This window comes from Vogesella amnigena (genome assembly GCF_042648905.1).
Classification (GTDB): Bacteria; Pseudomonadota; Gammaproteobacteria; order Burkholderiales; family Chromobacteriaceae; genus Vogesella; species Vogesella amnigena.
In genome coordinates this window covers 71099-94924 of record NZ_JBHRYH010000021.1, presented here as the reverse complement: position 1 = coordinate 94924, position 23826 = coordinate 71099, and the positions used below count along the sequence as shown (strand labels likewise).

Annotated in this window: 25 protein-coding genes and 3 tRNA genes; 14 read left to right on the top strand and 14 right to left on the bottom strand. The window is 62.4% G+C overall.

Translation table 11 applies throughout. From position 1 onward, the window contains the following. Nucleotides 1-41: 41 nt before the first annotated feature. The 4 genes from topA to ACFOKJ_RS10305 form a co-directional block, all read right to left on the bottom strand. Entirely contained in the window at nt 42-2339 is a 2298-nt protein-coding gene (gene topA, locus ACFOKJ_RS10320; RefSeq protein ID WP_390279249.1) for a type I DNA topoisomerase, read from the bottom strand. A 129-nt stretch (nt 2340-2468) separates the two neighbouring features. Then, the gene (locus tag ACFOKJ_RS10315; protein ID WP_390279247.1) at nt 2469-2927 is read right to left on the bottom strand and encodes a DUF494 family protein; all 459 of its coding nucleotides are present in this window, start codon (nt 2925-2927) and stop codon (nt 2469-2471) included. 17 nt (nt 2928-2944) lie between these two features. Beyond that, nucleotides 2945-4051 carry a DNA-processing protein DprA gene (gene dprA, locus ACFOKJ_RS10310; RefSeq protein WP_390279245.1) on the bottom strand — a complete coding sequence of 369 codons (1107 nt, stop codon included), beginning with the start codon at nt 4049-4051 and terminating at the stop codon, nt 2945-2947. After that, on the bottom strand, nt 4048-5070 hold the full coding sequence (locus tag ACFOKJ_RS10305; RefSeq protein WP_390279243.1) for a LysM peptidoglycan-binding domain-containing protein: 1023 nt from the start codon (nt 5068-5070) through the stop codon (nt 4048-4050). The genes dprA and ACFOKJ_RS10305 overlap by 4 nt, the downstream gene beginning before the upstream one ends. A 110-nt stretch (nt 5071-5180) precedes the next feature. Between ACFOKJ_RS10305 and def the strand changes: the two genes are divergently transcribed. The 8 genes from def (at nt 5181) to ACFOKJ_RS10265 (ending at nt 13816) form a co-directional block, all read left to right on the top strand. Then, on the top strand, nt 5181-5684 hold the full coding sequence (gene def / locus ACFOKJ_RS10300) for a peptide deformylase (RefSeq protein ID WP_390279241.1): 504 nt from the start codon (nt 5181-5183) through the stop codon (nt 5682-5684). 72 nt (nt 5685-5756) lie between these two features. Next, nucleotides 5757-6677 carry a methionyl-tRNA formyltransferase gene (gene fmt / locus ACFOKJ_RS10295; protein WP_390279239.1) on the top strand — a complete coding sequence of 307 codons (921 nt, stop codon included), beginning with the start codon at nt 5757-5759 and terminating at the stop codon, nt 6675-6677. A gap of 57 nt (nt 6678-6734) precedes the next feature. After that, the gene (htpX, locus tag ACFOKJ_RS10290) at nt 6735-7589 is read left to right on the top strand and encodes a zinc metalloprotease HtpX (protein WP_390279237.1); all 855 of its coding nucleotides are present in this window, start codon (nt 6735-6737) and stop codon (nt 7587-7589) included. 227 nt (nt 7590-7816) lie between these two features. Then, nucleotides 7817-9067: a 16S rRNA (cytosine(967)-C(5))-methyltransferase RsmB gene (gene rsmB, locus ACFOKJ_RS10285; RefSeq protein WP_390279235.1), complete on the top strand. Its 1251-nt coding sequence runs from the start codon at nt 7817-7819 to the stop codon at nt 9065-9067. Continuing rightward, on the top strand, nt 9027-9626 hold the full coding sequence (locus ACFOKJ_RS10280) for a DUF4390 domain-containing protein (RefSeq protein WP_390279233.1): 600 nt from the start codon (nt 9027-9029) through the stop codon (nt 9624-9626). The genes rsmB and ACFOKJ_RS10280 overlap by 41 nt, the downstream gene beginning before the upstream one ends. After that, nucleotides 9593-11737 (top strand): sensor histidine kinase, encoded by a 2145-nt coding sequence (locus ACFOKJ_RS10275; protein ID WP_390279231.1) that lies wholly within the window; start codon nt 9593-9595, stop codon nt 11735-11737. The genes ACFOKJ_RS10280 and ACFOKJ_RS10275 overlap by 34 nt, the downstream gene beginning before the upstream one ends. Beyond that, entirely contained in the window at nt 11737-13005 is a 1269-nt protein-coding gene (locus ACFOKJ_RS10270; RefSeq protein WP_390279230.1) for a sigma-54-dependent transcriptional regulator, read from the top strand. The genes ACFOKJ_RS10275 and ACFOKJ_RS10270 overlap by 1 nt, the downstream gene beginning before the upstream one ends. A gap of 49 nt (nt 13006-13054) precedes the next feature. Then, nucleotides 13055-13816 (top strand): HesA/MoeB/ThiF family protein, encoded by a 762-nt coding sequence (locus ACFOKJ_RS10265; RefSeq protein ID WP_390279228.1) that lies wholly within the window; start codon nt 13055-13057, stop codon nt 13814-13816. A gap of 58 nt (nt 13817-13874) precedes the next feature. Here the strand turns inward: ACFOKJ_RS10265 and ACFOKJ_RS10260 are convergent, their stop codons facing one another. The 5 genes from ACFOKJ_RS10260 to ACFOKJ_RS10240 all read right to left on the bottom strand — a co-directional run bounded on the left by ACFOKJ_RS10260 (nt 13875) and on the right by ACFOKJ_RS10240 (nt 16530). Continuing rightward, nucleotides 13875-14360: a TlpA family protein disulfide reductase gene (locus tag ACFOKJ_RS10260; RefSeq protein ID WP_390279226.1), complete on the bottom strand. Its 486-nt coding sequence runs from the start codon at nt 14358-14360 to the stop codon at nt 13875-13877. Between the two features lie 39 nt (nt 14361-14399). Beyond that, nucleotides 14400-14810, bottom strand: a complete 411-nt coding sequence (locus ACFOKJ_RS10255) for an acyl-CoA thioesterase (protein WP_390279224.1) — start codon at nt 14808-14810, stop codon at nt 14400-14402. 80 nt (nt 14811-14890) lie between these two features. Next, entirely contained in the window at nt 14891-15259 is a 369-nt protein-coding gene (locus tag ACFOKJ_RS10250; RefSeq protein WP_390279222.1) for a VacJ, read from the bottom strand. Between the two features lie 62 nt (nt 15260-15321). Further along, a complete protein-coding gene (locus ACFOKJ_RS10245; RefSeq protein ID WP_390279220.1) occupies nt 15322-16035 on the bottom strand; it encodes an energy transducer TonB in 714 nt (237 codons plus the stop codon). Between the two features lie 30 nt (nt 16036-16065). Next, nucleotides 16066-16530, bottom strand: a complete 465-nt coding sequence (locus tag ACFOKJ_RS10240) for a Dps family protein (RefSeq protein ID WP_390279218.1) — start codon at nt 16528-16530, stop codon at nt 16066-16068. A gap of 70 nt (nt 16531-16600) precedes the next feature. Here ACFOKJ_RS10240 and ACFOKJ_RS10235 point away from each other — a divergent pair, with 70 nt between their 5' ends. After that, on the top strand, nt 16601-16897 hold the full coding sequence (locus tag ACFOKJ_RS10235; protein WP_390279216.1) for a DUF167 domain-containing protein: 297 nt from the start codon (nt 16601-16603) through the stop codon (nt 16895-16897). On the opposite strand, the gene ACFOKJ_RS10230 is transcribed toward ACFOKJ_RS10235, so the two are convergent. Continuing rightward, nucleotides 16894-17346: an FxsA family protein gene (locus ACFOKJ_RS10230; RefSeq protein ID WP_390279214.1), complete on the bottom strand. Its 453-nt coding sequence runs from the start codon at nt 17344-17346 to the stop codon at nt 16894-16896. The genes ACFOKJ_RS10235 and ACFOKJ_RS10230 overlap by 4 nt on opposite strands. Nucleotides 17347-17361: 15 nt before the next feature. Here ACFOKJ_RS10230 and cutA point away from each other — a divergent pair, with 15 nt between their 5' ends. From cutA to ACFOKJ_RS10205, 5 genes are all read left to right on the top strand, one after another. Next, a complete protein-coding gene (cutA, locus tag ACFOKJ_RS10225; protein ID WP_390279212.1) occupies nt 17362-17694 on the top strand; it encodes a divalent-cation tolerance protein CutA in 333 nt (110 codons plus the stop codon). A gap of 98 nt (nt 17695-17792) precedes the next feature. Then, a tRNA-Lys gene (locus ACFOKJ_RS10220) sits at nt 17793-17868 on the top strand. A 16-nt stretch (nt 17869-17884) separates the two neighbouring features. Next, nucleotides 17885-17960: transfer RNA gene (locus tag ACFOKJ_RS10215), tRNA-Lys, on the top strand. A 15-nt stretch (nt 17961-17975) separates the two neighbouring features. Beyond that, nucleotides 17976-18051: transfer RNA gene (locus ACFOKJ_RS10210), tRNA-Lys, on the top strand. A gap of 160 nt (nt 18052-18211) precedes the next feature. Next, nucleotides 18212-19960, top strand: a complete 1749-nt coding sequence (locus tag ACFOKJ_RS10205; protein WP_390279210.1) for a PglL family O-oligosaccharyltransferase — start codon at nt 18212-18214, stop codon at nt 19958-19960. 124 nt (nt 19961-20084) lie between these two features. On the opposite strand, the gene rpoH is transcribed toward ACFOKJ_RS10205, so the two are convergent. The 4 genes from rpoH to ftsY form a co-directional block, all read right to left on the bottom strand. After that, nucleotides 20085-20945 carry an RNA polymerase sigma factor RpoH gene (gene rpoH, locus ACFOKJ_RS10200; RefSeq protein WP_390279208.1) on the bottom strand — a complete coding sequence of 287 codons (861 nt, stop codon included), beginning with the start codon at nt 20943-20945 and terminating at the stop codon, nt 20085-20087. A gap of 109 nt (nt 20946-21054) precedes the next feature. Beyond that, nucleotides 21055-21966 (bottom strand): permease-like cell division protein FtsX, encoded by a 912-nt coding sequence (gene ftsX / locus ACFOKJ_RS10195; RefSeq protein ID WP_390279207.1) that lies wholly within the window; start codon nt 21964-21966, stop codon nt 21055-21057. After that, entirely contained in the window at nt 21963-22616 is a 654-nt protein-coding gene (gene ftsE, locus ACFOKJ_RS10190) for a cell division ATP-binding protein FtsE (protein WP_390279205.1), read from the bottom strand. Before ftsE ends, ftsX begins: the two co-directional genes overlap by 4 nt. A gap of 36 nt (nt 22617-22652) precedes the next feature. Further along, nucleotides 22653-23705: a signal recognition particle-docking protein FtsY gene (ftsY, locus tag ACFOKJ_RS10185; protein WP_390279686.1), complete on the bottom strand. Its 1053-nt coding sequence runs from the start codon at nt 23703-23705 to the stop codon at nt 22653-22655. Nucleotides 23706-23826: the final 121 nt, after the last annotated feature.

Below are 23826 nucleotides of genomic sequence, written 5' to 3'. Positions count from 1 at the left end.
GGCGGTTTCGGGAGATCGGCTTGCGGCCAACGTTGGCCGCATCAGGCCTCGGCTTCCTTGCCTTCCGGTGGCGCGATCTGCTCGGCGTAGCCGCATTCCTTCTGCGGGCATACCTTCTCGGTGCCGCGGCGCTTGGTGGTCTTGATGGTCAGCACCGGCCATTGGCATTTCGGGCAGGTCTCGGCGATCGGCGGGTTCCAGGTGGCGTAGGTGCACTTGGGGTAGGTGTTGCAGCTGTAGAACAGCTTGCCGTAGCGGCTCTTGCGCTCGATCAGGCTGCCGGCCTTGCACTGCGGGCAGGTAACGCCGGTGTCGCGCGGTTTTTCCAACGGCTCGATGTGCTTGCACTTCGGATAGTTGGCACAGCCGATGAACTTGCCGTAGCGGCCTTTCTTGATGTGCAGCTCGCCACCGCAGTCCGGGCAGGTGCGATCTTCGATCACGGTTGGCGCTTCGGCTTCGGCGGCGGCCTGCTCTGCGGTTTCGCCCACGTTGCGGGTGTAGTCGCAGTCCGGGTAGCCGGTACAGGCGATGAAGCGGCCGCGCTTGCCGAACTTGATCGACAGCGGTTGGCCGCATTTCGGGCAGGCTTCGTCCAGGCTCTCGGTAGTGACCTCGGCGCGGCTTATGCCTTCCTTCTCGGTGATCTGCTTGTGGAAGCCTTTCCAGAAGCTATCCATCACCGGCACCCATTGGCGCTGGCCGCTGGCGATTTCGTCCAGCTGGTTTTCCAGCTTGGCGGTGAAGTTGTAGTCCACGTACTGGGCGAAGTGTTCGGTGAGGAACTTGTTGACGATGTCGCCGGTGTCGGTGGGGAAGAAGCGCTTCTTGTCCAGGATCACGTACTCGCGATCCTTCAGCGTGGAGATGATGCTGGCGTAGGTGGAAGGGCGGCCGATGCCGAATTCTTCCAGTGCCTTCACCAGGCTGGCTTCGGAGAAGCGCGGCGGCGGCTGGGTGAAGTGCTGCTCGCTGTACAGCTTGTCCACCGGCAGGGTTTCGCCTTCTTCCAGCAGCGGCAGCTTGGCGTTTTCCTCGTCCTCGGCGTCGTCCACGTCTTCCTCGTACACCGACAGGAAGCCGCCGAACACCAGTACCTGGCCGCTGGCGCGGAACACGCCTTCGCCAACATGGATATCGATGCTGGTGGTGTCGAACTTGGCCGGCGCCATCTGGCAGGCCAGGGTGCGCTTCCAGATCATCTCGTACAACTTGAACTGGTCGGCGGTGAGGAAGGCTTTGACTGATTCCGGCGTGCGCAGGATGGAGGTCGGGCGGATCGCCTCGTGCGCTTCCTGCGCGTTCTTGGACTTGTTCTTGTAGGTAACCGGGTTCTTCGGCAGGTGGTCGCCGTCGAAGCGCTCGGTGATGTAGCTGCGGATTTCTTCCACCGCCTCATTGGCCAGCGCCACCGAGTCGGTACGCATATAGGTGATCAGGCCGACGGTGCCCTGGCCGATGTCGATACCTTCGTACAGCTGCTGCGCGGTACGCATGGTGCGGTCGGTGGTCATGCCCAGCTTGCGCACTGCCTCCTGCTGCAGGGTGGAGGTGGTGAACGGTGCCGCCGGGTTGCGGGTTTTCTTTTTCTTCTCGATGCGGCCAACCTGGGCGCTGTGGCCCTGTAGCGCGGCCAGCAGGCGCGCCTGCTCGGCATCATCGGGAATATCGAACTGCTCCAGCTTCTTGCCGGCGAACTCATTGAGTTTGGCGCTGAACTTGGTGCGGCTCTTGTGGCTGTCCAGGTGCACCGTCCAGTATTCCTGCGACACGAAGGCCTTGATCTCGTGCTCGCGCTCGCAGATCAGGCGCAGCGCCGGGCTCTGCACGCGGCCGGCGGACAGGCCGCGGCGGATTTTCTTCCACAGCAGCGGCGACAGGTTGAAGCCCACCAGGTAGTCCAGCGCACGGCGCGCCTGCTGCGCATCCACCAGCTCTTGCGAGATATCGCGCGGGTGGGCAATGGCATCCAGCACCGCGTTCTTGGTGATCTCGTGGAAAACCACGCGCTGCGCGGTCTTGTCCTTCAACAGCTTTTTCTTGTTGAGGATTTCCACCAGGTGCCAGGAAATCGCCTCGCCTTCGCGGTCCGGGTCAGTTGCCAGGTAGACGTGGTCCACCTTGGCCACCGCGTCGATGATGGCGTCGACGTGCTTGCTGTTGCGCGCGATCAGCTGGTACTTCATGGCGAAGTCTTTTTCCGGATCCACCGCACCGTTCTTGGGGATCAGGTCGCGCACGTGGCCGTAGGAGGCGAGGACTTCAAAGTCCCCCCCCAGGTATTTTTTCAGGGTCTTCGCCTTGGAGGGCGATTCGACAATCAGCAGGCTAGTGGGCATGTGGATCGTTTCTGCAGAGGTCCCGACAGTCAGGACGACAATATTGTGTATTCATCAAACAAAACAAGAGCGCAAGTCGGCGCTCTTGTCTGAAGCATGCAGGGTGGCGCGGCAAAGCCGGCCAGCGCCTTACTGCATGGTGGGTTCGCCATGCAGCGCAGTCAGCAGATCCTCGCCTACCAGTACCGGCAGCTCGGCCCGCTGCGCCCACAGCACCATCAGTGCCGCGAGCTTGGCGGTGGGCAGGGAAATCTCGTCGTCCGGCATGGCCAGCAGGCGGTCGATCAGCATCTCGCGCTGCGCAGGAGACAGGGCGCCATTGGCTTCCAGGAACAGGATCAGGCCACGTACCTCGGTGGGCAGGCGCTCGATTTCCTCATCGTGGAACACGCGCATGCCGCTGCCTTCGTTGGCACCCTGGTAGGCGCCTTCATTGAGGCTGTTCAGGCCATCCAGCCATTCCAGCGCATTGCTGATTTCATCGTTTTCGAAACCGGCAGCCGCCAGCTGACGGCCCAGATCTTCATGCGCCGGGCAGTTGTCAGGGTCGCTGAACTCTTCCAGCAGGTAGGCAAGGACATCAAACATTCAGGCAAATCAACCGGTTAGCAGGCCGCGTCATCGATGCTGGCCCGTCGCTGATAGCGACTGCCCGGCATGCTGTCAACATGGCCTTGTATTTCAAGCTCGAGAAGCATCGCGTAAACCTCCCCCGGCGTCAACCCGAGCCGTCCGGCCAGAGTGTCGATATCCACCGGATCGAAGCCCATTGCCTGCAGGATGCCGGTTGCCGGCGGGCTGTCCGCGATCCTGGTGCTCGCCGCGGGACGGGGAGGGGCGGGGGCGATGCGGCCAACCTCGTCCAGCACATCGTCCACGGTTTCCACCAGCCTGGCGCCATCCTTGATCAGCCGGTGGCAGCCGCGTGCCTGCGGGTTGAGGATGGAGCCGGGTATGGCCATTACCTCGCGCCCGGCTTCCAGCGCCAGCCGCGCGGTGATCAGCGAGCCGCTTTGCAGCGTGGCCTCCACCACCAGGCAGCCACGGGCCAGCCCGGCGATGATGCGGTTGCGGCGCGGAAAGTTCTGCGCGGCTGGCGGGGCGCCAAGCGGGAACTCCGACAGGATCAGCCCCTGTTCGGCAATCTGGTGTGCCAGCGCGCGGTTGCGAGCGGGGTAGACACGGTCGATGCCGGTGCCGATCACCGCCACGGTACTGGCCGGCTGCGTCAGCGCGCCTTCGTGTGCGGCGGCATCGATGCCTTCTGCCAGGCCGCTGACGATGCTGTAGCCGTTGGCCGCCAGGTTGCGGGCGAAGCTGCGGGCATGCTCGTCCCCCTGGGCGGTGGAGTTGCGGCTGCCGACCATGGCCAGCATCGGCCGTTGCAGCAGCTCGCGCCGGCCGCGCGCGAACAGCAATGGCGGCGCGGCGCCGGCTTCGGCCAGCTGGGTGGGGTAGTCGTCGTCCAGCAGGGTGATGAGCTGGCAGTTGTCGGCCTCGGCCCAGGCGAGTGCCGCGCTGGCGGCCTCGCGCGCCAGTTCGCCGCCCAGTTGCTCGGCAATATCGCGTTCCAGGATGCCTTCCAGCTGTGCTGGCCGTGCTGCCAGCACCGCGGCGGCATTGCCGAAACGCTGGATCAGCTGCAGGAAACGCTGCGGGCCGACGCCGGGCGACAGCGCCAGCGTGGCCCATTGCAGCAGGCTGTCACTCATTCGGGCGCGGCGACGCGGTCACCTACGAAAGCAGGCTGGGTGGCGCGCAGCACCAGGGCATAGGATGCTTTCTGGAACACGCGGTAGACGATCATGTCGCCGATCTTTTCGCTGGGCATGGTCAGCTGCTGCGGCTGGCCCTGGTTTTCCACCTTGATGATCTTGGGCGCGCGGTAGATGCCGAACACATGGCCGACTTCCACGCCTTCGCGCAGGCCGCGGTTGATCACCACGCTGTATAGCTGGCCGATCTCGTTCACGCCGTTGACGCTTTGCACGATCTTGCCTTGCAGCCCGGCTGGCGGCTCATGCGGGATATATTGCAGGTCTTCCTTTTCCGCCTTGTGCGCCAGGCGGTCGCCAATCAGGATTTCCTCATTGACCTTGCCCACCAGCAGGGTGCTGACCTGGTCGAGCTTGCGCACCTGCAGTTCGCCACCGTAGACCACCTCGTGCCCCAGCAGCTCCTTGCTGTCCGGGTCCACTACCGGGCGGCCCATGCGGTAGGCCTGCCACACCCCTCCCGCATTGAGGCCGGTGGCGTAGGCCGGGTCCATGGTGGACAGGATCACGCGGTTTTCCTGGGTGGCGACAATGCGCGGGGCACGCTCGTACTCGGCGGTGTCATCCACCAGCAGCGGGCGCTTGAGGAAGGGTTCGATCACCTTGGCCGGAATCATGGTGATGGCTTCGTCCAGCGCGGTGCTGCGTACCTGCGGCGACAGCTTCACCGTGCGGTTGTTGCCGATGCGCAGTACCGGCTGGCCATTCACGTATTCCAGGTACAGCACGTCACCGGGGTAGATCCAGTGCGGGTTCTTGATCTCGGCGCGATTCATCCGCCACAGCTGCGGCCACTTCCATGGCGATTTCAGGTATTTGCCGGAGATGTCCCACAGCGTATCGCCCTTCTTCACCACGTAGCGTTGCGGCGCATCCTCGCGCAACTGCAGGGTATCGGCGATGGCCGGGGCGGACAGGCCAACGGCCAGGACAAGAGATATAATAGGTTTGAACATCGGAAAGTGACCCCATCTGTAGCCGGCACTGGACGGAAAACGCATTTCACCGGATGCTGACCGCATTATTGACAGCCGTGTCGGCATCCTCAACTGGAACGGTTTTGATTATGGCATTACTCAATATCCTTCATTATCCCGATCCGCGCTTGCACAAGGTAGCCAGGCCGGTAGAAGTTTTTGATGCAGCACTGCAAAAACAGATCGATGACATGTTCGAAACCATGTACGAAGCACGTGGTATCGGCCTGGCCGCCACCCAGGTGGACTTCCACCAGCGGCTGATCGTTATCGATATTTCCGAGGACAAATCGGCGCCCTACGTATTCATCAACCCGGAATTCCTGCAGAAAGACGGCGAGACGGTATACGAGGAAGGCTGCCTGTCAGTGCCCGGCATCTACGACAAGGTGACCCGCGCCGAGCACGTGAAAGTGCGTGCCCAGGATCGCCACGGCAAGCCATTCGAGCTGGAGACCGATGGCCTGCTGGCAATCTGCCTGCAGCACGAGGTGGATCATCTCGACGGCAAGGTGTTCGTGGAGTACCTGTCCGAACTGAAGCAGAACCGCATCAAGACCAAGCTCAAGAAGCGCGAAAAACACACCATGTAAGCTTGCGGCCAACCTGGCCGCAGCTTGACGCGGGGCACGCCAGTCGTGCCCCGCGGCATTTGAGGATTCCCGATGAAACTGATTTTTGCCGGCACGCCGGTATTCGCCGCCAAGGCGCTGGAAGCACTGCTTGCCGCCGGCCACGAGATAGCACTGGTACTGACCCAGCCGGACCGCCCCGCCGGGCGTGGCATGAAGCTCAAGCCCAGCCCGGTGAAGGAGCTGGCGCTGCAGCATGGCCTGCGCGTGGAGCAGCCGCTGACGCTGAAAACCCCGGAAGCACAGGCGCTGGTGTCCGAGGTGGGCGCCGAGGTGATGGTAGTGGCGGCCTATGGCCTGCTGCTGCCCAAGGTCGTGCTGGACATGCCGGCGCGCGGCTGCCTCAACATCCATGCCTCGCTGCTGCCGCGCTGGCGCGGTGCTGCGCCGATCCAGCGCGCCATCCTGGCAGGTGATGCCGAAACCGGCATCACCATCATGCAGATGGACGTGGGCCTGGATACCGGCGACATGCTTAGCGTGCACCCGCTGGCGATCAGTGCCAGCGATACCGCAGCCAGCCTGCACGACAAGCTGGCAGTGCTGGGGGCCGAGGCCATTGTCAGCACTCTGGCGGTGCTGGATAGCTGTCAGCCGACAGTGCAGCCGGAAGATGGCGTGACTTATGCCGCCAAGCTCAGCAAGGAAGAGGCGCGCGTGGACTGGACGCTGCCGGCCGCCGACATCGCCCGCGCCATCCGCGCCTACAACCCGGCGCCTGGCGCGCACACCCTGCTGGCCGGCGAGCCGCTCAAGCTGTGGTTTGCCGAGGCGCTGGACGGCCAGGGCGCACCAGGCGAGGTGCTGCGCGCCGATGCCGACGGTGTGGTGGTGGGCAGCGGTCACGGTCTGGTGCGCATCACCGAGCTGCAGGCTGCTGGCAGCAAGCGGTTGGCCGCACGCGAGTTTGCTGCCGGGCGCAGTGCGCTGGCGGGAACCGTGCTGGGGGCTTGAGGCTCCAAAACCTGCCCGCATCTCATGGGTAGCGCTTGACTGAAAGAGGGAACGGCTATGGGCTTTAACTGGTTGAAGACCACGGTGTTGATGGCGGCCATCGTGGCCTTGTTTGCCGTGATCGGCGGCATGATCGGAGGCAAGAGCGGCATGCTGCTGGCTCTGCTGTTCGGTGGCGCCATGAATATCTTCGCCTACTGGAACTCCGACAAAATGGTGTTGCGTATGTACAACGCCCAGGAGGTGGACGCCCACTCCGCACCGGAGCTGTACGGCATGGTGGCCGAGCTGGCACAGCGTGCCGGCATGCCGATGCCGCGGGTGTACGTGATTCATGAAGACCAGCCCAACGCCTTCGCCACCGGGCGCAACCCGGAAAACGCGGCTGTGGCAGCCACCACCGGCATCATGCGCATGCTCAGCTACCGCGAGCTGCGCGGGGTGATGGCGCACGAACTGGCGCACGTACAGCACCGCGACACGCTGATTTCCACCATCAGCGCCACCATGGCCGGTGCCATTTCCGCACTGGCCAACTTCGCCATGTTCTTTGGCGGCCGCGATGAAGACGGCCGTCCGGTGAACCCGATTGCTGCCATCGCGGTGGCGATACTGGCACCGTTGGCCGCCAGCCTGATCCAGATGGCGATTTCGCGCGCCCGCGAATTCGAGGCGGACCGTGGCGGCGCCGAGATCAGCGGCGACCCGCTGTCGCTGGCAGCCGCGCTGCAGAAGATCGAGTACTACGCGCAGGGCCGGCCGATGCCTGCTGCCGAGGCGCATCCGGAAACCGCGCAGATGATGATCATCAACCCGCTGTCCGGTGGCGGCATCAGCGGCCTGTTCCGCACCCACCCGCATACCGAAGACCGCATCGCCCGGCTGCAGGAGATTGCCCGCGGCATGCGCTGAACCGGTATCATCCGCACAGTCGAATCACGGCCACCGTCCCATCTGCGGGATGGTGGCCGGTTTTCTTGGGCACCTCGCAAACCCCTCGCTTTCGTCGCGATACTGCGTTGCTCACGCAAAATCCCTCCTCACATATCACCCATATGCTGCGTCGGGATTTTGCGCGTGCGCTTTGTCTCGCTTAGAAACCGGGGGTTTTCGAGGCACCCTCTTGTTGGAACCTAAATATGCACCTTATCCAGGAATTGGCTGCCGGCGTGCTCGAACGCGTCGAGAAGGGCCGCACCCTGACCGAAGCGCTGGCCCAGGCCCAGCGCAAGCAGGAACTTAGCCCCGCAGAACGCGGAGCACTGCAGGACATCACCTATGGCAGCCTGCGCCAGCTGGGCCAGTTGCGTTTCGTGCTGCGCCGGCTGGTACCCAAACCGTTGCCGGTGCCGGAGATCGAGCGCCTGCTGCTGGTAGCGCTGTACCAGCTGTTGCACACCCGCGCCGCTGACTACGCGGTAGTGGATCAGGCGGTGAATGCTGCGGCCAAGCTGGCGCACGGCAAGTTCAAGGGCCTGGTGAACGGCGTGCTGCGCAATGCCCTGCGCCAGCGCGACGAGCTGCTGGCCGCAGCGCAGCGCGACAACGAGGCGCGCTACAACCACCCGCGCTGGTGGCTGCAGCGCTTGCGTGCGGCCTATCCGGCGCAGTGGGCCGACATCCTGGACGAGAGCAACCGTCACCCGCCGATGACGCTGCGGGTCAATGCCCGCCATGGCGATGCCGCTGGTTACGTGGCCGAGTTGGCCGCACAGGGCATGGCGGCACGGGCGCTGGATAGTCACGCGGTATTGCTGGAAGTGCCATGCAATGTGCGTGAGCTGCCGGGTTTTGCCGATGGCCGCGTGTCGGTGCAGGACTGGGGCGCACAGCAGGCCGCGCGCTGGCTGGACGTGCAGCACGGCATGCGGGTGCTGGACGCCTGTGCCGCGCCGGGTGGCAAGAGCGGTCATCTGCTGGAGCTGGCCGACATCGAACTGACCGCGCTGGACGTGGATGCCGCACGCCTGACGCGAGTGACGGACAACCTGGTGCGGCTGGGACTTGCGGCCAACGTTGTCGCCGCCGATGCCGGTCAGCCGGCGGTGTGGTGGGATGGCAAGCCGTTCGACCGCATCCTGGCCGACGTACCGTGCTCGGCCAGCGGCGTGGTGCGCCGCCATCCCGATATCAAGTGGCTGCGTCGCCCGGCCGATTTTGCCGCGCTGGGGCAGCAGCAGGGGGCCTTGAGCGATGCGCTGTGGCCGCTGCTGGCCGCCGGTGGCAAAATGCTGTACGCCACCTGTTCCATCATGCCGGAGGAGAACCGTCAGCAGGTGGAAGCCTTCCTGCAGCGTCACCCCGACGCTCAGCTACTACAAGACGAACAATTGCTGCCCACTGCGGAACATGACGGCTTTTACTACGCGCTACTGGCGAAACGTTCTTAGCCTGCTACTGCTGGCTGCCTGCCTGCTGCCGCTGTCGGCACAGGCAGCCGAAGGCATCACTTCGCTGCGCGCCCGCGCCGAGGTGGAAGACAATGCTCTGGCAATTTCCTCGCGTTACCAGGTCGTGCTGCCCGGCAACCTGCAGGATGCCATCCAGCAAGGCATTCCACTGACCTTCCGCCTGACCTTCGAGCTTACCCACCCGCGCAGCAGTGCCTACTGGCTGCGGCTCAAGCATCTATTCGACCCCACTGCCACCCTGAGCTTCAAGGTGATGTACTACCGGCTGACCAACCGCTACCGGGTGGTGATTGGCGGCCTGGCCAACAACTACAACACCCTGGCCGAGGCGATGGCGGCAGTGGGCAGCATTGCCGGCTGGCACGTGCTGGATGTCAGTGACTGGGACGAGGAAGACCGTAAGCTGCTGAAAGGCCGCATCAAGCTGGAGCTGGATATTGGCCAGCTGCCGCGCCCATTCCAGCTCAATGCCCTGGGGGCTGGTGACTGGGGGATGGAGTCGCCGTGGAGTCACGTGGCGGTCGGGGGGGGCAGCTGATGCGTTACCCGGCGATAGCTGCCGCGCTGGGCGTGGTGCTGATGTACCTGCTGGCCATTTCCACCGGCAACACCTCCAAGCTCGCCGAGTACTACTGGTGGGTATTCGGCGCCAACGTGCTGGGCCTGGCCGGCCTGCTGGGCATTGTGCTGCGTCAGGTGCTGCGCTTGCGCCGACGGGTGAAAAGCCGCGAGTTCGGCGCCAAGCTCACCCAGAAGATGGTGGTGATGTTCACCGTGGTGGCACTGCTGCCCGGCATGCTGGTGTTCACCGTTTCGGCACAGTTCCTGACCCGCAGTATCGAGAGCTGGTTCAACGTGCAGGTGGAAACCGCGCTGGATCGAGGCCTGGAGCTGGGCCGCAATGCGCTGGGCTATGTGCTCAACGACCTGTCGCGCAAGGCACGGGTGGTGGCCAATGATATTACCGACCAGAGCGAGCGCGATCTCACCAGCCGGCTGGCACGCCTGCGCGAACAGCTGGGGGTGGAGGAAATTGCCGTCTACACCCGGCAGGGCAAACTGGTGAGTTTTGCCGGGCCGGATGAACTGCGTTACCTGCCGCGGGCGCCGGATTACGAGGTGCTGCGCGCGCTGCAGGGTCGTAAGCAGCACGAGAGTATCGACAACGACCCCAGTAGCGGTCTGCTGCTCAAGGTATTGCTGCCGTATCGCAGCTACGTTACCGACGAATCGCTGGTGGTGCAGCTGATCCAGCCGGCGCCGCGCCAGATCGCCCGCGATGCGGAGCTGATCGAGGAGGCGCGCGCCGACTATCGCCAGCTGGTGCTGGCGCGCGATGGCCTGAAGACCTTCTACATGCTGACGCTGGCGCTGGTATTCCTGCTGGCGCTCACCGCGGCGCTGGCCTTCGCGCTGTTCATTTCCGAGCGCCTGTCCGCGCCGCTGTCGGAGTTGGCCGCAGGCACGCGCGCGGTGGCGCAGGGCGACTACTCCAAGCGCCATCCGGTGTACCGCAAGGATGAGCTGGGCATTCTCACCACCATGTTCAACCGCATGACGCAGCAGCTGGAAGAGGCGCGCTATGCCGCCGACGAAAACCGCCGTTTGCTGGAGGCGGGCAAGCTGTACCTGGAAAGCATTCTTGCCAACCTCTCTGCCGGGGTGGTGGCCTTTGACAGCAACTGGAACCTGCGTGCGGCCAACACCAGTGCCGGGCGCATTCTGGGGGTGGATTTCGAGGCGCTCGCCACGCAGGAGCTGCAAGTGTGGCCTGCCTTGCTGCCGGAACTGGCGCCGCTGGTGGATACCATCCTGCGTGAAGCAAGCAATGTCAGTCCGCATGACTGGCAGCAGCAGATCGACTACAACGGCGTGCATGGCCAGCGTCAGCTGGTGGTACGCGGCGCGGTGCTGCCGGAGCGCTCCGGTACCGGCTACGTGGTGGTGTTCGACGATATCACCGAGCTGGGCCGTGCCCAGCGCGATGCCGCCTGGGGCGAGGTGGCCAAGCGGCTGGCACACGAGATCCGCAACCCGCTGACGCCGATCCAGCTGTCGGCCGAACGGCTGGCGATGAAGCTGGCCGACAAGCTGGAAGGGCCGGATGCCGACATGCTGCGCCGCGCCACCGATACCATCATCAAGCAGGTTGCCGCGCTCAAAGGCATGGTGGATGCGTTCCGCGACTATGCCCGCGCTCCGCGTACCAAGCTGGTGCCGCTGGAGCTCAACACCTTGATTCGCGAGGTGTTGATACTGTACGAGAGCAACCCGGCGGTGAAGGCGGAGCTGTGCAGCGAAGCCCTGCCGTTGATGGGCGATACCGCGCTGCTGCGCCAGGTACTGCACAATCTTCTGCAGAACGCACAAGATGCAGTCCTTGACGCTGACATCCCGATGATTCACATTAGCAGCCGACTAGAAGGAAGGAACGCGCTCGTTTGTGTGCAAGACAACGGCGCAGGGTTCACGGCAGACATACTGCACCGTGCTTTTGAGCCTTATGTAACAACCAAGGCGAAGGGCACGGGGCTGGGCCTTGCGGTAGTTAAGAAAATAGTGGAGGAACACCATGGTCAGGTTCAACTGGCCAACGGTGACAATGGCGGCGCGCGGATCCTTCTCACCCTGCCATTGCTGGAGGCTTAATGCGTAGCAGCGACATTCTGATTGTTGACGACGAAATCGGTATCCGGGAATTGCTCTCGGAGATCCTGCAGGACGAAGGTTTTACCGTAGCGCTTGCCGAAAACGCCGAGGTGGCCCGCCAGTTGCGAGGTCAGACCCGACCCGCGCTGGTACTGCTGGATATCTGGATGCCGGACTGTGATGGCGTCACCCTGCTCAAGGAGTGGGCCAAGTCCGGGCAACTGAACATGCCGGTAGTGATGATGTCCGGCCATGCCAGCATCGATACCGCGGTGGAGGCCACCCGTATCGGGGCTTTCGATTTTCTGGAAAAGCCGATCGCACTGCAGAAGCTGCTGAGCACGGTGCACCGTGCGCTCAAGTATGGCGACATGCAGGCTAACACTTCGCTGAACCTGGACAAACTGGGTAAGAGTGCGCCGATCCAGGAATTGAAGCGTCAGCTCGATCGCGTGTCCAAGGTGAAATCGCCGGTGCTGCTTACCGGTGAGCCGGGCGTGGGTTTTGAGCTGGTGGCACGTTTCTTCCACCACGGCAACATGCCGTGGGTGATGCCGGCCAAGCTGGAACAGCTGGCGGATGCTCCGCTGGAGCTGCTGCAAAAGGCTAACAATGGTGTGCTGTTCCTGCCGGAGATCGGCCAGTACAACCGTCGCACCCAGCAGGGCCTGCTGTTCCTGCTGTCCAAGCTGGATCGCTTCAACGTGCGCCTGGTGTGCTCCTGCAGCCGCCCGCTGCAGGAGTTGCTGGTAGACCCGGAGTGCGACAATCGCATGCTCACCGCGCTATCCAGCGTGATCGTGCCGATTCCGCCGCTGCGCGAGCATGCGGAAGACATCATCTTCATCGCCGAGCAGATCCTGCACGAGCTGGTGGAGTCCAAGCAGATCCCATCGCGCAAGCTCACTACCGCGGCACTCAACGCCATGCGTCAGTATGACTGGCCGGGCAACCTGGAACAGTTGCGCAGCATCATCAAGAGCCTGGGGCTGACGACCGAAGCGGAAGAGATCGACGTCAGCGAGGTGAACAAGGTGCTGGCGCAATTCCGCCACGAAAAACCAGTGGAAGAAACCGGCTTCGACTTCAACCTGCCGCTGCGTGAGCTGCGCGAACAGTTGGAGCGCCGCTATTTCGAGTACCACATCGTGCTGGAAAACGGCAATATGAGCCGCGTGGCGCAGAAGGTGGGGCTAGAACGCACCCACCTGTACCGCAAGCTCAAGCAGCTGGGCGTGAAATTCAGTCGCAAGACCGCCGAGGAATAAACGGCGCAACAACTTACGGGACGGCCGCCTTGGCGGCCGTTTTTGCATCATGAACAAAGAACTCGACGACGCAGCACTGCTGCGCTACAGCCGGCACATCCTGCTGCCGGAAATCGACGTAGTGGGCCAGGAGCGGCTGTTGGCCGCACGCGTGCTGGTGGTGGGGGCCGGTGGCCTGGGCGCGCCGGCGCTGCTGTACCTGGCCAGTGCCGGTATCGGTCAGCTGACACTGGTGGATGACGATACGGTGGAGCTGACCAATCTGCAGCGCCAGATCATCCACGACATGAACACGCTGGGGCAGCACAAGGTGGCCTCCGCAGCCACGCGGCTGGCGGCGATCAATCCGGACGTGCAGCTGCGGCTACTGGCCGAGCGCCTGCAGGGTGAGCAACTGGCCGCCGAGGTGGCGGCACACGACCTGGTGCTGGATTGCTCGGATAATTTCGCTACCCGCCATGCCATCAATCGTGCCTGCGTGCAGGCCGGGGTGCCGCTGGTCTCCGGTGCTGCGGTGCGTTTTTCCGGGCAGCTGGCGGTGTACGACACCCGTGATGCGGCATCGCCGTGCTACCACTGCCTGTTTCCGGAGGAGGGTGAGGCCAGCGATGGGCCGTGTGCCACCTTTGGCGTGCTGGCACCGCTGGTGGGGGTGATCGGCAGCCTGCAGGCGGTAGAGGCGATCAAGCTGCTGGCGGGCTTACGGCCAACCCTGGGGCAGCTGACGCTGTACGATGCGCTGGATGGCAGCTTCCGCCAACTGAAGGTGCCACGCGATCCGGACTGCCCGGTGTGCGCGGCTCGCAAGTAAATCCGCAGGCATGAAAAAAGCCGCTTTCAGCTGAAAGCGGCTTTTTTACGGCATTGACTCAGGCCTTGAGATTCTGCTCGATCAGCTGGTGCAGCTCATCGAAGTTGGGTTCGCCAACGAAGCGCTTGATGATATTGCCCTGCTTGTCGATCAGGATCGAGGTCGGGGTGAGCTGGATGTCGCCGAAGGCCTTGGCAATGCTGCCCTGGCTATCCAGGGTGACAAAGAACGGTAGCTTCTTGTCGCTGACATAGCTCTGCACATAGTTCGGTGGGTCGTAGCTCATGGCCACGGCCACGGTCTGGTAGCCCTGCGCGCCGTATTTCTGCTGGGTGGCAACCAGCTTGGGCATTTCTGCCATGCAGCCACTGCAGCTGGTAGCCCAGAAGTTCACCAGCACCACCTTGCCCTTCAGGCTGTCGGTGCTGGCTTGCTGGCCGCTCAGGCTGGTGTACTGCACTGCCGGTGCGCCGTCGGTGAAACAGCCGGCCAGCAGCGTACTGGCAGCAAGCAGGACAACGGTGAGGGCGTGGTTGAGCTTCATGGTTGGCTTCCGGGTTGGCCGCATGTGCTGCGGCAGCGATCAGGCTTGGTGCTGCAGCGTTTCCAGAAGTTCCCGCAGCTGGCCCTCGATAGGAATGGCCTTCTGCTGGCGGCCATTATAGGCCACCAGGGTCACGTCGGCAGAGGCGGCAATCTTGTCACTGCCGGCCAGCCGGACGCTCTGGTGCAGCACGCTGCTGCGATTTCCTACCGATTTTACCGAAGTTTCGATCACCAGTTCGTCGTTCATGGTGGCCGGGTGACGGTAGTCAATATTGATGTTGACCACGATCAGCGCGATGCCGGAGGCCAGGAAGGCCGGCAGGTCGGCGCGATCTTCAAAGAATGTCCAGCGCGCCTCCTCCAGAAACTCCAGGTAACGGGCGTTGTTGACGTGGCAGTACAGGTCCAGATGATAGCCGCGGACTTTGATGCTGGTTTGGTGTGGCATGGTTTCCCCTCGTGGAAAAAGCCGGTACGTTGCCGGCAGGCCCCGGTTGCTGCTGCAGCCGGTGGCCGAAAGCGGTATTGCTATTCCTGATCCAGATCGAACGGCACGAATGGTTCGCGCTCCAGCGGAAAGTCCACCAGATCGGTCAGTACCGAGTGGATTTCCACATCGAACCAGTGCAGGAACAGTTGCGGTGACATCTCCGGCCAGAACACCTCGTCGTCACACCAGTCGGCCAGTTCTGCGCCAAACAGCGTGCGGTAGTGCTGGCGCACGAAATCCTCGGCACTGGCGTAGTCATCGGCGGCAGGAATCAGCAGGGCATTGCAGTCGCGGCGCAGCTCTGCCAGCTGCAACTGGCCATCCAGCGAGCCCGGCAGCTGCTGCAGCCAATCCAGAAATGGCTGCCGTGGCTTGAGAATGGCGACACTGCGGTTGACTTCGTACATGGCAATTCCTTGGTTGTGCCTGATCATGGGCCGCTAGCAACGCTAGCCGGGCGAGGTGGTCCTTAACTGCCGGCCAGCTGATTAGCGGTGGTAAAGGTCCATTTTCGCACGACTTGCAGTGAGCCGTATTCGGCGGCCAGGCTTGCGGGGAACGGCGGATAGGGGGCGGCCAGTTGTACGATGCGCAGCGCGGCGGCATCCAGTACCGGGCTGCCGGAGCTGCGCAACAGGCGTACATCCAGCAGCGCGCCATCTGCGCCAATGGTCACCAGCAGTTCCAGGCTGCCATACAGATTCTGGGCTTTGACTTCCGCTGGGTAGTTCTGGTTGCCGATGCGTTCGACACGCTTGCGCCAGTCTTCCACGTAGCCGGCCCAGCTCACGCCAATGGCGGCGCTACCAAGCTGCGCTTGCGGCCGCGGGGTACTGCGCTGTGGGGAACTCAGCGTAGCCTGCTGCTGGTTTTCCGGGGCAAGGGGCTGGTTGTTGTCCTGGATTTTGGCCTGCTTGGCCTGCGTTGCTTGCTGCAGCAGGCCTGCGCTGTCATGTTGGGCCAGCAGTAGTGCTTGGGTGGGGCGCTTGGTGGCGGGGGTGGGCAGCAAGGTGACTTGCAGCGAACTTACCGGCAGATTGACTGCCGGCGCGCCGGAGGGAAGCCAGCCGCTGATCGCCACCAGAACAAGCAGGTGCAGCGCCAGCGATATCATGATCGCGACCTTGAACAGGGAAGGGTCCACCGTGGCAGGTGGTGGACTGAAGCGATGTGGAGCGGGCATGCCAGCAGTGTAGCATGCCCTGACAAATGCTTAGTTTTCCAGCAGGCTGCGCAGCATCCAGGCTGTCTTTTCATGCACTTGCAGACGCTGGGTCAGCAGGTCGGCGGTGGGTTCGTCACTGGCCGCGCCTACCAGCGGGAACAGTGAGCGTGCGGTGCGGCAAACGGTTTCATGACCTTGTACCAGTTCGCGGATCATGTCCTGCGCCTTGGGTACGCCACTGCTTTCGGTAATGGAGGTCAGGCGGGCGTAGTCGCCGTAGCTGCCAGGGGCCACATGCCCGAGCGCACGGATGCGCTCCGCCACCAGGTCGACTGCCAGTGCCAGTTCGTTGTACTGGGTTTCGAACATCAGGTGCAGGGTCTGAAACATCGGCCCGGTAACGTTCCAGTGAAAGTAATGGGTCTTCAGGTACAGGGTGTAGCTGTCAGCCAGCAGTCGGGACAAGCCGTCGGCAATCTGGGCGCGGTCCTGTTCGGAAATGCCGATATCCATGGTGTGCTCCTCTCAGTCTGGGGGAAGTTACGTTCTACAATGGCGTCTTTGCGTGAAGCAAGAGACGGTAATGAAAATATGGTTGACCGAACAGCCGACGGGCATCCGGCTGACGCTGCACGTGCAGCCGGGTGCTCGTAAAAGCGAAGTGGCTGGCGAGCATGGCGATGCGCTCAAGATCAGGTTGGCCGCACCGCCGGTAGAGGGCAAGGCCAATGCCGCTCTGCTGCTGTGGCTGGCGGAGTGCCTGCAGGTGCCGCGCAAGGCTGTCAGCCTGCTGTCAGGAGAGCGCAACAGGCACAAGATAGTCGCGGTGCAGGGGCTGGACGCCGTCACGGCACTGCAGCGCCTGTTGCCGCATGCTTAGCGCAGGTGGCGATCCTGTGGCGTGCGCGGCTCCACCCGCTCGTACTCTCCTTCGATGATGTCTGCGCTGCCATTGTCGCCTTGCTGTCCAGGTTGGCTAAACGGTGCCTGGGGAATGTTCAGGTCGGCAAGCTTGGGGCCAGGCCACGGCAACAGCAGCAGTAGCGCGAACAGATCGCTGAGCAGGCCCGGAATCATCAGCAGCAGGCCGGCCAGCATGATGCGCAGCGGCCACAGTAGCGTGAACAGGCTGACATTGCCGGCGCGCATGGTGCCGGCAATGGTCAGCAGGCCGCCCAGCTTGCTGCCGCGCATCAACAGCGAGCCGGCAAAGAAACTGACAATGACCCAGGCCAGGGTCCAGCCGCCACCAATGTGATCTGCTAGCCAGAACAGCGAGTAGATTTCGAAAAACGGGTACAGCAGCAATAAAATCAAGAAACCACGCATGAAACGGATATCCGCATGAAAGTGTTACTGGTTATATGCAATATGCCGGATGCCACGCAGGCGCGGCAGCTGGCGGAAACGCTGGTGGCCGAGCAGCTGGCCGCCTGTGTCAACATACTTCCGGGTTGCCAGTCGATTTATCGCTGGCAGGGGCAGCTGGAGTCAGCCAACGAAGTGCCGCTGCTGATCAAGACCACTGACACAGTATATGCATCCTTGGAACGAAGAATCCAAGAGCTGCACCCGTACGAGCTGCCGGAAATCCTCGCCTTGCCGCTGGCAGCGGGCCTGGCGGCTTATCAGCAGTGGGTGCGCGATGCCGTGCAGCCACCGCTCACTGGAGTGTGACGCTACGGTAAATGTTCCGGGAAGGCGTGGTTTTGTAATTTTTTACAGAAACACTTGACGCGGAAAAAGAGCATCCGTATAGTTGCGAACTCTCTCGGGGGTCGTTAGCTCAGCTGGTAGAGCAGCGGACTTTTAATCCGTTGGTCGCAGGTTCGAATCCCGCACGACCCACCACCCAGAGATATGCGTAGGGTCGTTAGCTCAGCTGGTAGAGCAGCGGACTTTTAATCCGTTGGTCGCAGGTTCGAATCCCGCACGACCCACCACGCAGCCCTCAGGTAGGGTCGTTAGCTCAGTTGGTAGAGCAGCGGACTTTTAATCCGTTTGTCGCAGGTTCGAGCCCCGCACGACCCACCACCATATATTTCAAAAAGCCCGATCAGCAGATCGGGCTTTTTGTTTTTATCTCTCCTGCGGCAGCTCCGGTTGCCCGGCGCTGGCATCGTTACACAGCGCTTTTTACAGTCTGTGGCGGCTGGGCTAGACTTGCCGTTTTTCCGCCCGATTGCATCTGTTCATGACCTTTTTCTTGCGTCGTCAGTCGCTGGCTGGCCTGATGCTGGCTGCCATCGCCTCGCTGCCATTTCTGTCGCGTTTCCATTATTTGCCCTTGCCGCAATGGTGGGGTGAAATCACCGTGGTGATCCTGGCTGCTCTGGCTTGTTGCTGCATGCCACGTCAATGGGAGGCCGAGCTGCCGCGAACCAGTATCTGGATGCTGTTGCTGGCTGCGGTGTGGGCCGTGCAGCCACTATTTCAGACGCTGTTGTTCCCTGGCCTTAATCAGGCTACGGCATTGGCTTTTGTTGCGCTGGCACTGCTTGGCTGGGTAACGGCGCAATGGCGGGCGGCGGAAGGTAGCGAGGCGGTGATTACCTTGCTGGCCAAGTCGCTGTTATTGGGTGCCCTGGCGCAGTCGCTGATCGGGCTGGCGCAGCTTACCGGCTTGGCGCAAGTCATGGGTGGGGTGCTGTTTTATGATGGCGCGCACCCGACCACCAATATTTTTGGCCATATCGGCCAGCGTAATCAGTACGCACATTATCTGACCTGGGGTGTGGTGGCCGCGTGCTGGTTGGCCGCATGTGGCCAGTGGTCGCGTCGTTGGCTGGCGCTCGCGGTGTGCTGGCTGGCGTTGTCGATTGCTTTTGCCGGCTCGCGTACGGTGTTGTTGTATGCGCTGGCTCTGGCACTGCTGGCGCCATGGTGGCACTGGCGGGTAGCGGACGAGTTGTCGCGCCGCATGCGCAACATGCTGTGGCTGGCAGTGCTGGCCATTATCGCCATGCAGTTCGCTCTGCCATTGGGGGAGCGCTTGCTGGCGCCGCTACTGCATGGAGAGGTGGTGGCTAGTGGAGTCGAGCGCCTGACTGGCAATGCCGACGGTATGGGTGCGCGGCGCTTGGCGGAGTGGGGCAAGGCCTGGCTGGTGTTCCAGGCGCACCCAAGCTTCGGCATTGGTTGGAGCCAGTACGCGGCGGAAAGCGTGCGCTTGCAGATGCTGCCGCAGTTTGCCAACGCCGGGATCAATAGCGGGCTGTTCACCAATGCGCATAACCTGGTTTTCCAGTTGTTGGCGGAAATGGGGTTGGTCGGCACGGTGGCGGTACTGCTGGGTTTTGCCTGGTCGGTGTGGCCGTATCTGTCGCGTCGGGTGACCGCCGCGCAGCTGCTGCCGGTGGCGGTCATGAGCATTACCCTGATTCACAGCATGCTGGAATATCCGCTGTGGTATCTCTATTTTCCTGCCGTGCTGGTGATGATGGCGACCTTGGTGCCACCGCCAGGGCGGGCGGCGCCACGGCAGCTGGCCATGCTGGCGCGTGTAGTGGCGCTATTGCTGCTGGGCCTGGCTGCCTATGGCAGCTGGCGTTATGTGGAAATGCAGGGGCTGTATTACCCGACTGCACCCAAGCAGCGTGCGCGGCTGGAGCAGATCATGCGCGAGGAGCCGATGTTTGCTGCACATGCACTGGGCCTGATGGATGATGTGATGACGCCATCGCGCAGTAACTTGCATGAGTACCGCAAGTGGCTGGAGCTGATGGCAGCCTACCGGCCATACCCGGATGTATTGCTGCGCAAGGCGCAGATGGAAGCGCTGGCAGGCGAGCGGCTCAAGGCGCGGCAAACGCTGCGTGCGGCGCTGGCGTCATTCCCGACCTATGCCGGGCAGTTCCTGGATGATCTGGACGAAGATGAGCCTGCATGGCAGGAGCTGCGCAGCATTGTGTTGCAGGCGGTAGAGGCGAAATCGCGGCCTTGAGTCGGCAAGTCGGGCAGGCTAGATAAAATAAATGCCGCACGCCTTTGCAGGTGTGCGGCATTTTTCCTGTTCTGCTGCCGGCAGAACGCACGGGCATTGGCCGTGCCGGTAGCTGTGCAGCAAATCAGGCGTTGATCACGTCACCGCTGGCCAGTGCTGCTTTCATCTTGCCCAGCGCCTTGGCCTCGATCTGACGGATGCGCTCGGCGGAAACGCCGAATTCTGCGGCCAACTCGTGCAGGGTGGCGCCACCATCGTCGGCCAGCCAGCGCGCTTCGATGATGCGGCGGCTGCGCTCGTCCAGCGAGGACAGTGCATGTTCCAGCCCTGCGCTTTGCAGAAGATCCAGCGAACGGCGCTCCAGCGCACGCGTGGGTTCGTCGTGCGAATCGGCCAGCCAGTCGATCGGGGCAAAGCCCTCGTCGTCACCGTCGTCGGCCATCAGGGCGATGTCCTGGCCGCTCATGCGGGTTTCCATCTCGCGCACTTCTTCCGGCTTTACACCCAGCTCCTGCGCAATGTCGAAAGCTTCCTTCTCGCTCAGCGCAGACAGGCTCTGGCGCATGCTGCGCAGGTTGAAGAACAGCTTGCGCTGCGGCTTGGTGGTGGCAATGCGCACCAGACGCCAGTTGCGCAGGATGAATTCGTGAATCTCGGCCTTGATCCAGTGCACGGCGAAGGAGAACAGCCGCACGCCGCGAGTGGGTTCGAAGCGCTTTACCGCCTTCATCAGGCCGATATTGCCTTCCTGGATCAAATCAGCCTGTTGCAGGCCATAGCCGGAGTAGCCGCGGGCAATGGACACCACCACGCGCAGGTGCGACAGCACCAGACGCTTGGCTGCATCCAGGTCACCATCCTGCTGGTGGCGCGTAGCGAGCTCCAACTCTTCTTCCTGCGACAGCATCGGAATGCTGTTCACGGTCTGGATGTACTGTTCCAGGCTGCCGTTGGAAGAGAGCACGGGCAAGGCAATTGCGGTCATAAATGGCTTATCCTCAAGAAAACCTGAACTGATGTTAGCACTCGAGTTATGAGAGTGCTAGCTGCAAGCAGTTCCCGATTGATGATATTTTTTTATGTGCTTCATAGCCTTAGTGCGGTCTGGCGCGGCGCAGATGGTGGTCTGCCGCCAGGCGGGCGCCAAGCAGGCATAGGGCGATGCTGCTGGCGGCAAGCATGCCCAGTTCGAACATGTTCAGTGCAGCCAGCTGGATATTCTCGCCATAAAGATTGGCAAACTGGTTGATCGCTGGCGCGGCCTGCTGCACGAACAGGGTGGATATGCCCCAGCAACACAGGGTGCTGAGCATGCCTACCCAGAAGGCGTGATACAGGAAGGGGCGGCGGATAAAGCTGTCGGTGGCGCCAATCAGTTTGGCGACTTCGATTTCCTCCTGCCGGGCCAGGATCTGCATCCGAATGGTGTTATGGGTAATCAGCACCAGGGCGAGGCCGAATCCGCCGCCCAGGAACCATGCCAGCTTCACCGCAAGGTCCAGCAGACCGTGCAGACGGCGTGCCCAGGCGGCATCAAACTGGGATTGCTCTACCATGGGCAGGCCGGACAGCTCCTTCTGCAGCATGTCCAGCTCCTCGGGGGCTACCTCGGATTTGGGGGTGACAATAAAGGCATCGGGCAGCGGGTTGCCTTCCAGCCCTTCGCTGATGCCGGTCAGCCCACTGCGCTGTTCCAGGTCGTGCAGCGCCTGGTCACGGCTGACAAAGCGGAAGCTGGCCACCCGGGGGTGGGCGCTGAGGCTGGACTGCACCGCGGCGATATCGGCCTGTTCGGCGGACAGTTCCATGAACAGGGTAATTTGCGGCGCGGCTGTAAGCTTGCCGACCCAATGCTGGATGCTGCCGGCGGTCAGATACAGGCTGACCGGTAGTGACATGGCGATGGCCAGCATCAGCAGGTTGAGCAGGTTGCCAAGCGGTTGGCGCAGCATCTTGCGCAGCGCCTGTCTGGCATCCTGCCAGTGCAGGTAGAAAAAGTGCTTCATGAGGCGAATTGTCCCTCCCGCAGCCGAATGATGCGGCGTCCATAGTCTTCCATCAGGCTTTCGTCATGTGCCGAGATCAGCACGGTAACGCCAACCTGATGAAAGGATTTGAACAGTTCCATGATGTCCAGTGCGTAGGCGCGATCAAGGTTGGCCGAAGGCTCGTCGGCCAGCAGGATGCTGGGGCGGTGTACCACGGCGCGAGCGATGCACAGTCGCTGTTGTTCACCGCCGGACAGGCGCACCGGCATGACTTTTTCCTTGCCGGCCAGGCCAACCTTGTCCAGCGCGGCGCGTACGCGACGGGCGGCGTCGCGGCGGTCGAAGCCGATGATGTCCAGCGGCAGCATCACGTTATCGAACACATTGCGGTCGAACAGGATCTTGTGGTCCTGGAACACGATGCCGATATGCTGGCGCACATAGGGCAACTGGCTGGCACGCAGCCGGCTCAAGTTCTGGTTGTTCACCAGTACGCTGCCACTGGTGGCGCGCTCAATGCCGGCGATCAGCTTGAGCAGCGTGCTCTTGCCTGCGCCGGAATGGCCGGCGAGAAACACCATCTCGCCACTTTCAATGGTAAATGACAGGTTGCGCAGTGCCTCATGGCCGCCAGGGTAGCGCTTGGTTACCTGGTCAAACTGGATCATGTCGCATCCTCAAAAAGCGAAGGGTTGGCCGCCGGGTTAATCGAACAGCGCGTCGATGTAATCGCGGCTTTCGAACGGACGCAGGTCGTCAATGCTTTCGCCTACGCCGATGAAGCGCAGCGGTACCGGGCGCTGTTTGGCGATGGCGGCAATCACCCCGCCCTTGGCGGTGCCGTCCAGCTTGGTGAGCACCAGGCCGGTTAGGCCGAGTGCATCGTCGAAGGCTTTTACCTGGTTGATGGCGTTCTGGCCGATGTTGGCATCCAGTACCAGCATCACTTCGTGCGGGCCGTCCGGAATCGCTTTCTGGATCACCCGCTTTACCTTCTTGATCTCTTCCATCAGGTGCAGCTGGGTGGGCAGACGACCAGCGGTATCCGCCAGCACGATGTCGATGCCACGTGCTGTGGCTGCCTGGATCGCATCGTAGCAAACGGCGGCGGCATCACCGCTTTGCTGGGCGATCACGGTCACATTGTTGCGCTCACCCCAGGCCATCAGCTGTTCACGGGCCGCGGCACGGAAAGTGTCGCCGGCGGCGAGCAGTACACTCTTGCCCTGGCTCTGGAAGTATTTGGCGAGCTTGCCGATGGAGGTCGTTTTGCCGGCACCATTGACGCCGACCATCATGATCACGAACGGCTTCTTGGTTGACACGTCCAGCGGCTGCTGCAGCGGGGCAATCAGTTCGTCCAGCGAGTCCTTGAGGGCTCCCTTGAGTTCGCTGGCGTCTTTCAGGCCTTTCAGCGAGACACGCTCGCGAACATCTTTCAGCAGGTGCACGGTGGCATCAATGCCCATATCGGCGGTAAGCAGCACGGTTTCGAGTTCCTCGTACAGGTCCTCGTCGATCTTGCCGCCGCCGAACAGTCCGGCCAGCTGCTTGCCAAGCTTGTCGCGGGTTTTGGACAGGCCGGCCTTCAGTCGTTCGGTCCAGCTGGGCTTGCTGCTGGTGCTGGCTTCGGCTGGTGCGGCTGCAGACTCTGCGGCGGCCGGGGTGGAAACCTGGGCGTCGTCGGCCGGAGCGGACGAGGCGGTGGACTCGGGTTTTTTCTTGAAGAAGCTAAACATGCTTTGGGAATAAGGCAGCTGGACAAACCGCGATTGTAACGTCAAATGCGGTTGCTGACAGTTGGCCGCATGGCATTCCTTATATAGGAGTGTGTGCAGCGGCAGCGTTCGCCGCACGTAATAACAGACGCGGCAGGCC